This window comes from Pseudomonas sp. Seg1 (assembly GCF_018326005.1).
In the GTDB taxonomy this organism is placed as follows: Bacteria; Pseudomonadota; Gammaproteobacteria; order Pseudomonadales; family Pseudomonadaceae; genus Aquipseudomonas.
This window is the reverse complement of sequence record NZ_AP021903.1, coordinates 855,892-865,000: the sequence shown is the minus strand read 5'-3', so window position 1 is coordinate 865,000 and position 9,109 is coordinate 855,892. Positions and strand designations below refer to the sequence as shown.

Sequence of the window (9,109 nt, the reverse complement as noted above, 5' to 3'; positions counted from 1 at the left end):
CGCCAGGCCAGCGGCGCATGCCACCGGGTGTGCCGAGTAGGTGTAACCGTGGGGGAATTCCACAGCGTATTCCGGGGTCGGCTGATTCATGAAAGTCTGGTAGATCTCAGAGCTGGCAATCACTGCGCCCATCGGGATCGCGCCGTTGGTGACTTGCTTGGCGATGCACATCAGGTCCGGGGTCACACCGAAACTGTCGGCGCCGAACATCGAACCGGTACGGCCGAAACCGGTGATCACTTCGTCGAACACCAGCAGGATGTTGTGCTGATCGCAGATCTCGCGCAGACGTTTCAGGTAACCCTGTGGCGGAACCAGAACGCCAGCGGAGCCGGCCATTGGTTCAACGAACACCGCCGCGATGTTCGACGCGTCGTGCAGTTCGATCAGCTTCAGCAACTCATCGGCCAGGGCGATACCGCCCTGCTCCGGCATGCCACGAGAGAACGCATTGCTCGCCAGCAAGGTGTGCGGCAGGTGATCGACATCCATCATCGCCTGACCAAACAGCTTGCGGTTGCCGTTGACGCCGCCGAGGCTGGTGCCGGCGATGTTCACGCCGTGGTAGCCACGGGCGCGGCCGATCATTTTGGTTTTGGTCGCCTGACCTTTCAGGCGCCAGTAGGCACGCACCATTTTCACCGCGGTGTCGGCGCACTCGGAACCGGAATCGGTGAAGAACACATGGTTCAGGTTGCCCGGGGTCAGGTCAGTGATTTTCTCCGCCAGTTGGAACGACAGCGGATGGCCGTACTGGAAGCCCGGCGAGTAATCCAGCGTGCCGAGTTGTTTCGATACCGCTTCCTGAATTTCCTTGCGGGTGTGCCCGGCGCCGCAGGTCCACAGACCCGACAGCGAGTCGTACACCTTGCGGCCCTTGTCGTCGATCAGCCAGCTGCCTTCCGCGCCAACGATCAGACGCGGGTCGCGCTGAAAGTTGCGGTTGGCGGTGTACGGCATCCAGTGCGCGTCCAGCTTCAGTTGGCTGGCCAGTGGCGACTGTGCGTTTTCAGGCATGTTCATCGGGCAAAACCTCGCAGGGCATAAGCTTCAGGGAGATGGAAAGCGTTGTTGCAGCTAAATTGCCACGGCGATAAAGTCGGTGAAATTCAACTCTTCTAACCTTCAGTTAGAACCCTGCTAAACATTGAGAATAAAAACATGAGCAGCCGCCGCCCCGATCCGCTGGCCCAGGTCAGTGACTTTGATATCCGCCTGCTGCGGATTTTTCGCAGTGTGGTGGAATGCGGCGGGTTTTCGGCGGCGGAAACCGTGCTCGGCATCGGTCGTTCGGCGATCAGCCAGCAGATGAGCGATCTCGAGCAACGACTCGGATTGCGTTTGTGTCAGCGTGGTCGCGCCGGTTTTTCGTTGACCGAAGAAGGCCGCGAGGTTTATCAATCGGCGTTGCAGCTATTAAGTGCGCTGGAAAGCTTTCGCACCGAGGTCAATGGCCTGCACCAGCATTTGCGTGGCGAGTTGATCATCGGCCTGACCGATAATCTGGTCACGCTGCCGCACATGCGCATCACCCACGCCCTCGCCCAGTTGAAGGAGCGCGGGCCGGATGTGCAGATTCAGATCCGCATGATCGCGCCCAACGAAGTCGAACAAGGTGTGCTTGATGGTCGCTTGCATGTTGGTGTGGTGCCGCAGGCCAGCGCATTGTCGGGGCTGGAATATCAGCCGCTGTATAGCGAGCGCTCACTGCTGTATTGCGCGGTCGGGCATCCGCTGTTTTATGTCGATGACAAGCAACTCGATGACGAGCGCCTTAACAGTCAGGACGCGATTGCCCCGACGTTTCGTTTGCCGGCGGATATTCAGGCGCATTACCAGGCGCTCAATTGCACCGCCAGTGCCTCGGACCGTGAGGGCATGGCGTTTCTGATTCTGACTGGGCGTTATATCGGTTATTTGCCGGATCACTACGCCAGCCTTTGGGTGCAGCAGGGGCGCTTGCGTGCGCTGAAGGCGAACACGCGTTTTTATGATCTGAGCCTCGCATCGGTCACGCGCAAGGGTCGCCGCCCACATTTGGTGCTTGAAAGCTTTCTGGAGAGTCTGGCGGCGACGCGGTGAAAATCTTCAAAGGCCCAGCCATATTGGGCTCTGGCGGGACGCTCAGACAATAACCTGAGCAAGTGGACAGCTTTTTGCAAAGCAGGATCAATCTCGATCCATCAACAAGAAGCCCAAGCCCATGCAGCCAGATTCCGCACCGTCCAGCGATTTGATCTACGGCCTCAACGATCGCCCCAAACCGCTCGCCGCGATCCTCGCGGCGCTGCAACACGTGCTCGCCAGTTTTGTCGGCATCATCACCCCGCCCCTGGTGATCGGCTCGGCGCTCGGTTTGACCGCACACCTGCCCTACCTGATCAGCATGGCCTTGATGGTTTCGGGCGTCGGCACGTTTATTCAGGCGCGTAGGCCGTTCGGCATTGGCGCCGGGATGATCTGTTTACAAGGCACCAGTTTTGCCTTCCTCGGTGCGGTGCTGTCGGCGGGGTTTCTGGTCAAGCAGCGTGGCGGTAGCCCGGAGGACATTCTGGCGATGATCTTCGGCGTGTGCTTTTTCGGCGCGCTCGTGCAGATCGTCCTCAGTCGTTTCATTGGCCAGTTGCGCCGGGTGGTTACCCCACTGGTGACCGGGATTGTCATCACGCTGATCGGCATCAGTCTGATCAAGGTCGGCATCACCGATCTGGGCGGCGGTTTCAATGCGCCGGACTTCGGCGCGCCGGGCAATCTGGCGCTGGGTGTATTTGTGTTGCTGACGATCATTCTGCTCAACCGCTCGAACACGCCATGGGTGCGCTTGTCAGCAATCATCATCGGTTTGGTGCTCGGCAGCCTGGCGGCGTGGTTCAGTGGCAAACTGGTGCCGCAGCCATTGCCCGACTTGCCGCTGGTAAGCCTTCCTACACCATTCAAGTTCGGATTCAGCTTCGACTGGACGGCTTTCCTGCCCGTCGCGCTGATTTATCTGATCAGCACCATCGAAACCGTCGGCGACCTCACCGCCAACTGCATGCTCGCCCGGCAACCGATCAGCGGCCCTTCTTATATAAGTCGCCTGCGTGGCGGGGTGCTCGGTGATGGCGTGAGCTGCATGATCGCCGCGACCTTCAGCGCCTTTCCCAACACAACCTTTGCGCAGAACAACGGCGTGATCCAGTTGACCGGCGTTGCCAGCCGCTACGTCGGGTTGTACATCGGCGCGATCCTGTTTTGCCTTGGACTGTTCCCGATGATCGGCGCGGTGTTGCAACAGATTCCGAAACCGGTGCTCGGCGGCGCGACATTGGTGATGTTCGGCGCCGTCGCTGCTGCCGGCGTACGCATCCTCGCGCAGTCGCCACTGGATCGGCGCAGCATGCTGATCATCGCCACGTCGTTCGGCGTCGGCTTGGGCATCGCCGCGCAACCGAACCTCTTGCACTTGCTGCCAAAGCTTGTGCAGAACCTGTTCGATTCAGCGATTACCAGCGGCGGGCTGACCGCAATCATCCTTTGTCTGTTGTTGCCGGAGGCCAAAACCGGGTCTGCCGAAGTACATGCACCACTGAACAAGATCGAACAGGCGTAACGGTTTTATCGCTTCAGGGCTTGTCGGATGCCTGTGGGTGCGCTATCAACGCAATTGGTTGCACCCACAGACAAACCCGGAAGTGCCTATGACCTTTGAAGTCCCCGCTCACGGCGGCAAGCCCGCCAGCCGCATTCGTCAGAAGAACGAAGAGACCATCCTCAAAGCCGCCGAAGACGAGTTCGCCCGTCACGGGTACAAAGGCACCAGCATGAACACCATCGCCCAGAATGCCGGGTTGCCCAAGGCGAACCTGCATTACTACTTCACCAACAAGCTGGGTTTGTACGTCGCGGTGCTGAGCAACATCATCGAGCTGTGGGACAGCACCTTCAACACCCTCACCGCCGAGGACGATCCGGCCGAAGCGCTGACCCGCTACATCCGCGCAAAAATGGAATTCTCCCGCCGTCAGCCGCAAGCCTCGCGCATCTTCGCGATGGAAGTGATCAGCGGTGGCGAATGCCTGAGCGAATATTTCAATCAGGACTACCGCACCTGGTTCCAGGGCCGCGCGGCGGTGTTTCAGGCGTGGATCGATGCGGGCAAAATGGACCCGGTCGATCCGGTGCACCTGATCTTCCTGTTGTGGGGCAGCACCCAGCATTACGCCGACTTCGCCACGCAGATCTGCCGCGTCAGCGGGCGCAGCAAGTTGACCAAGCAGGACATGGAAGACGCCGGCAACAACCTGATCCGCATCATTCTCAAAGGCTGCGGCCTCACCCCTTCTATTTAAGACGTTTATGCCTTTCACCCTCAGCGGTTTTTGCGAGTACCGCGAAGAGATTCGCAAAAGCCGCTTTATCACCTACGCCACGCCGATTGGCAGCCCCGCCGATGCGCAGGCGTTCTTCGAGCAACACAGCGACTTGAACGCCTCGCACAATTGCTGGGCGTGGAAACTCGGCGATCAATATCGCAGCAATGATGACGGTGAACCCGGCGGCACGGCCGGGCGACCGATACTGGCTGCGATTGAAGCGCAGGATTGCGATCAGGTCGCGGTGCTGGTGATTCGCTGGTATGGCGGCATTCAACTGGGCACCGGCGGATTGGCTCGGGCCTACGGCGGTGGCGCGAACAAGTGCCTGCAAACGGCGGCGAAAGTCGAGTTGATCAGCCGTGTGCCACTGCGTTGTGCCTGCGCGTTTGCCGAATTGGCGCTGGTGAAATTGCGCGTGGCGGATCTCGGCGGGTTGGTGGTGGAAGAAAATTTCACCGCCAATGGCGTGGAGTTGCAGTTGGCGGTGGGCGAAGCGCAGATTGATTTGTTGCAGAGCCAATTGGCCGATCTCAGCCGTGGGCGGATTCTCTTGCAGCGGTGAAGCAAGATAAAAAGAAGGCTGCGATCTTTTAGGGCACAGCCCATATCCCTTATTCCACCGAGTTGCCCACATCTGCTGTGCACCCGACTGTGGATAACCTGAGTACATTCCGCTGTAACCCTTCTGTCACGCGGGTTTGCGGGCATTGCTCACTTTTCGCTCAATTCGCCAGACGAAATGCAAATCCCACGCAAAAACAACCAGTTAGCCGTGTTTATCACCATTAGAAGAAAGCACCCCAGTGCTTATGCCCGGGTTTTCCGCTTGCGCACAATAACTGTGGAACAACCTGTGGATAACCCGTTCATGGCTGGCGCAGTCGCAGGTATTGCATAGGCCCCACCGGTTTGTTCGTTTTTTGATCAATGGCCGACGGGCAAAACTGGAGCCTGCTCAATGGCTTTGCGCCGAATTGGTGCCATGAATCAGCTCGATTCCGGCTGCGAAGCTCTGTGTTCAGCCCTTGCGAGCAGGCACTGCACAGGTTCCTGACTCAATGGCCAGGAAATTGCTTTATCCACAGGCATAACTCCAAGCCAGTCGAGCCTGCCATGCCCATCGCCGATTCAACCCCGCGCCTGCAACTGCGCCATATCAGCAAACGCTACCCCGGTTGCCTGGCCAATGACGCCATCGACCTGAGCATCGCACCCGGGGAAATCCACGCCCTGCTCGGCGAGAACGGCGCGGGCAAAAGCACGCTGATGAAGATCATCTACGGCGTCACCCAGGCCGATGCGGGGGAGATGCTCTGGCAGGGCCAACGGGTGACTATCCGCAATCCGGCGCAGGCACGGCAGTTGGGCATCGGTATGGTGTTCCAGCATTTTTCACTGTTCGAAACGCTCAGCGTTGCGCAAAACATTGCGCTCGCGATGGGCGCCAAGGCCGGAACGCCGAAGCAGCTGGAACCGAAAATTCGTGAAGTCTCGCGCCGCTACGGCATGGCTCTGGAACCTGAGCGACTTGTCCACAGCCTGTCGATCGGCGAGCGGCAACGGGTGGAAATCATTCGTTGCCTGATGCAGGACATCCGCCTGCTGATCCTCGATGAACCCACTTCGGTGCTGACGCCACAGGAAGCCGACGAGTTGTTCGTTACCTTGCGCCGTCTCGCCGCCGAGGGCTGCAGCATTCTGTTTATCAGCCACAAACTCGCTGAGGTGCGCGCCTTGTGCCATAGCGCCACGGTATTGCGCGGTGGGCGCGTGGCCGGGCATTGCGCGCCGGCCGAGTGCTCGGATCAACAGTTGGCGCAGTTGATGGTCGGCGAAGCGGCGGCGCTGATTGGCGACTATCCGAAGGTCGGCGGTGGCGCGGCGTTTTTGCAGGTCAGTGGCTTGAGTTGGCACAACCCCGACCCATTCGGCTGCTCGCTGACGGCTGTCGACTTGCAAGTACGCAGCGGTGAAATCGTCGGCATCGCCGGGGTCGCTGGTAATGGTCAGGATGAATTGCTCGCGCTGCTCAGTGGCGAACAAACCCTGCCCCGTGCCGAGGCTGCGACCATTCGATTCGGCGAAAAAAACGTCGGTGATTTACGCCCCGATGCGCGACGCAAACTCGGTCTGGCATTCGTACCCGCCGAGCGACTGGGGCACGGCGCGGTACCGGAATTGAGTCTGGCGGACAACGCCCTGCTTACCGCTTTCCAGCAAGGACTGGTCAGCAATGGCTTGATCGAGCGCGGCAAAGTCGAAGCCCTCGCCGAAACAATCATTCAGCGCTTCGGCGTGAAAACCCCGGGCCCCCAAGCCGCCGCGCGCAGTCTGTCCGGCGGCAACCTGCAGAAGTTCATCCTCGGCCGGGAAATCCTTCAGCAACCGCAACTGCTGATCGCTGCGCACCCGACCTGGGGCGTTGACGTCGGCGCCGCCGCCACGATCCACCGCGCACTGATCGCGCTGCGCGATGCCGGCGCGGCGATTCTGGTGATTTCGGAAGACCTCGACGAACTGTTCCAGATCAGCGACCGCCTCGGCGCGTTGTGCGGCGGCAGGCTGTCGGCACTGCAAAACACCACAGACACCTTATTGAGCGACGTTGGCGGCTGGATGGCCGGTCAGTTTGACGTCGCGCAAAAACACGCCACGGTTTAACGGAGCTTTCAACCATGCTGCTTTCCCTCGAACCCCGTGGCCAGCAATCGCGCCTGATGCTCTGGTGCTCGCCGTTGCTGGCGGCGGCGCTGACGCTCGGTTGCGGTTCGCTGCTGTTCATCGCCCTCGGCCATGATCCGCTGCAAACCTTGTACACCTTGCTGATTGCGCCGGTCAGCGACGTGTATGGCGTCTCGGAATTGCTGGTCAAAGCCCTGCCGATTCTGCTCTGCGCGCTCGGTCTGGCGGTGGCCTATCAGGCGCGCATCTGGAACATCGGCGCCGAAGGTCAATTACTCCTCGGCGCATTGGCCGGCAGTGCCCTGGCGGTGAACATCATCGACATGCAAAGCCGTTGGGCGCTGGTGTTGATTCTGCTCACCGGCACCTTCGCCGGTGCGGCGTGGGCCGGGCTGACGGCGTGGTTGCGCACGCGCTTCAACGCCAACGAAATCCTCACCAGCATCATGCTCAATTACATTGCGCTGAACCTGCTGCTGTTCTGCGTGCATGGGCCGCTGAAAGACCCGGCCGGGTTCAACTTTCCCGAATCGGCGATGTTCGGTGACGCCAGCCGTTTGCCGTTGTTGCTGGAGGATGGCCGCGTGCACGCCGGGGTGTATTTCGCCCTGCTTGCACTGGTTGCGGTGTGGGTGTTGTTGCAGAAAAGTTTTGTCGGTTTCCAGATCAAAGTGCTCGGGCTGGACAAGCGCGCGGCAGGGTTTGTCGGCTTTCGCGAGAAGCGCCTGATCTGGCTGGCGCTGTTGATCAGTGGCGGCTTGGCGGGGCTCGCGGGTGTCTGCGAAGTGACTGGACCGATCGGCCAATTGGTGCCGCAGGTGTCGCCGGGTTATGGCTATGCGGCGATTACCGTGGCGTTTCTCGGGCGACTCAATCCGCTCGGGATTCTGTTCTCGAGCCTGTTGATGGCGCTGCTGTACATCGGTGGCGAGAGCGCGCAGATGAGTCTGAATCTGCCGCAAGCGATCACCCAGTTGTTTCAGGGAATGATGCTGTTTTTCCTGCTCGCCTGTGACGTGCTGATCCTCTATCGGCCGCGCCTGAACCTGCGCTGGACACGGCGTACTTCGACCACCGCCGTAACCGCCGGAGCGCTGTGATGGATATCGATCTGTTGAGCAATATTTTCTACGCCATGGTGCGTTGCGGCACGCCGCTGTTGCTGGTGGCGCTGGGCGAACTGATCTGCGAGAAGAGCGGCGTGCTCAACCTCGGGCAGGAAGGAATGATGCTGTTTGGCGCGGTGATCGGTTTTATCGTGGCGCTGAACAGCGGCAACCTGTGGCTTGGCGTGTTGCTGGCGATGCTTGCCGGGATGTTGCTGTCGTCGCTGTTTGCCTTGGTGGCGCTGGTGTTCAATGCCAATCAGGTCGCGACCGGGCTGGCGCTGACGATTTTTGGTGTAGGGCTGTCGACCTTCGTTGGCGCGGCGTGGGTCGGTAAACCCTTGGCCGGGTTTGAACCGTTGGCGATTCCGTATTTGAGCGACATCCCGCTGATCGGGCGGATGCTGTTCGCTCAGGATCTGCTGGTGTATCTGTCGTTTGCGCTGTTTGCACTGGTGGCGTGGGTGATCATCAAAAGCCGTGTCGGGTTGATCATTCAAGCGGTTGGTGAAAATCCGGATGCGGCCAGTGCGATGGGCTTGCCGGTATTGACGGTGCGCACACTGGCGGTGCTGTTTGGCGGCGCGATGGCCGGGTTGGCCGGGGCGTATCTGTCGCTGGCGTATACGCCGATGTGGGCGGAAAACATGACCGCCGGGCGCGGCTGGATTGCGCTGGCACTGGTGGTGTTTGCCAGTTGGCGGGTGTGGCGATTGTTGCTCGGGGCGTATCTGTTCGGCCTCGCCAGCATCCTGCATCTGGTGGCGCAGGGGTTGGGGCTGGCGATTCCGTCGAGTCTGTTGGCGATGCTGCCGTATGTGGCGACGATTGTGGTGTTGGTGGTGTTGTCACGCGATGCGGTTCGGACTCGGTTGTATGCACCGGTGTCGCTGGGGCAGCCTTGGCAATCAGGGCATTAGGGCGGTGATCTCACTGGCCCCATCGCTGGCAAGCCAGCTCCCA

8 protein-coding genes (1 of these 8 cut by a window edge) are annotated in these 9,109 nt (G+C 60.1%); 7 read left to right on the top strand and 1 reads right to left on the bottom strand.

Annotated elements, in window-relative coordinates; all coding sequences use genetic code 11:
* A protein-coding gene (gene aptA, locus KI231_RS03665) for an omega-aminotransferase AptA (RefSeq protein WP_103306254.1) crosses the window boundary here: on the bottom strand, positions 1 to 1,023 show its 5' portion. Its footprint begins 327 nt before the window's first position; the window shows 1,023 of its 1,350 coding nt (coding positions 1-1,023); the start codon lies at positions 1,021 to 1,023; its stop codon lies beyond the left edge, outside the window.
* Positions 1,024 to 1,161: 138 nt separating this feature from the next.
* Between aptA and KI231_RS03660 the strand changes: the two genes are divergently transcribed.
* The 7 genes from KI231_RS03660 (at position 1,162) to KI231_RS03630 (ending at position 9,066) form a co-directional block, all read left to right on the top strand.
* Entirely contained in the window at positions 1,162 to 2,082 is a 921-nt protein-coding gene (locus tag KI231_RS03660) for a LysR family transcriptional regulator (RefSeq protein ID WP_103306255.1), read from the top strand.
* 121 nt (positions 2,083 to 2,203) lie between these two features.
* Positions 2,204 to 3,592, top strand: a complete 1,389-nt coding sequence (locus KI231_RS03655; RefSeq protein WP_103306256.1) for a uracil-xanthine permease family protein — start codon at positions 2,204 to 2,206, stop codon at positions 3,590 to 3,592.
* 88 nt (positions 3,593 to 3,680) lie between these two features.
* Positions 3,681 to 4,331, top strand: coding sequence for a TetR/AcrR family transcriptional regulator (locus tag KI231_RS03650; RefSeq protein WP_103306257.1), 651 nt, complete (start codon positions 3,681 to 3,683; stop codon positions 4,329 to 4,331).
* Between the two features lie 7 nt (positions 4,332 to 4,338).
* Positions 4,339 to 4,920 carry an IMPACT family protein gene (locus KI231_RS03645; RefSeq protein WP_103306258.1) on the top strand — a complete coding sequence of 194 codons (582 nt, stop codon included), beginning with the start codon at positions 4,339 to 4,341 and terminating at the stop codon, positions 4,918 to 4,920.
* Positions 4,921 to 5,471: 551 nt separating this feature from the next.
* The gene (locus KI231_RS03640) at positions 5,472 to 7,019 is read left to right on the top strand and encodes an ABC transporter ATP-binding protein (protein ID WP_213027473.1); all 1,548 of its coding nucleotides are present in this window, start codon (positions 5,472 to 5,474) and stop codon (positions 7,017 to 7,019) included.
* 14 nt (positions 7,020 to 7,033) lie between these two features.
* Positions 7,034 to 8,140, top strand: coding sequence for an ABC transporter permease (locus tag KI231_RS03635; RefSeq protein ID WP_213027472.1), 1,107 nt, complete (start codon positions 7,034 to 7,036; stop codon positions 8,138 to 8,140).
* Positions 8,140 to 9,066 (top strand): ABC transporter permease, encoded by a 927-nt coding sequence (locus KI231_RS03630; RefSeq protein ID WP_213027471.1) that lies wholly within the window; start codon positions 8,140 to 8,142, stop codon positions 9,064 to 9,066. The genes KI231_RS03635 and KI231_RS03630 overlap by 1 nt, the downstream gene beginning before the upstream one ends.
* The last annotated feature ends 43 nt before the right edge of the window (positions 9,067 to 9,109 follow it).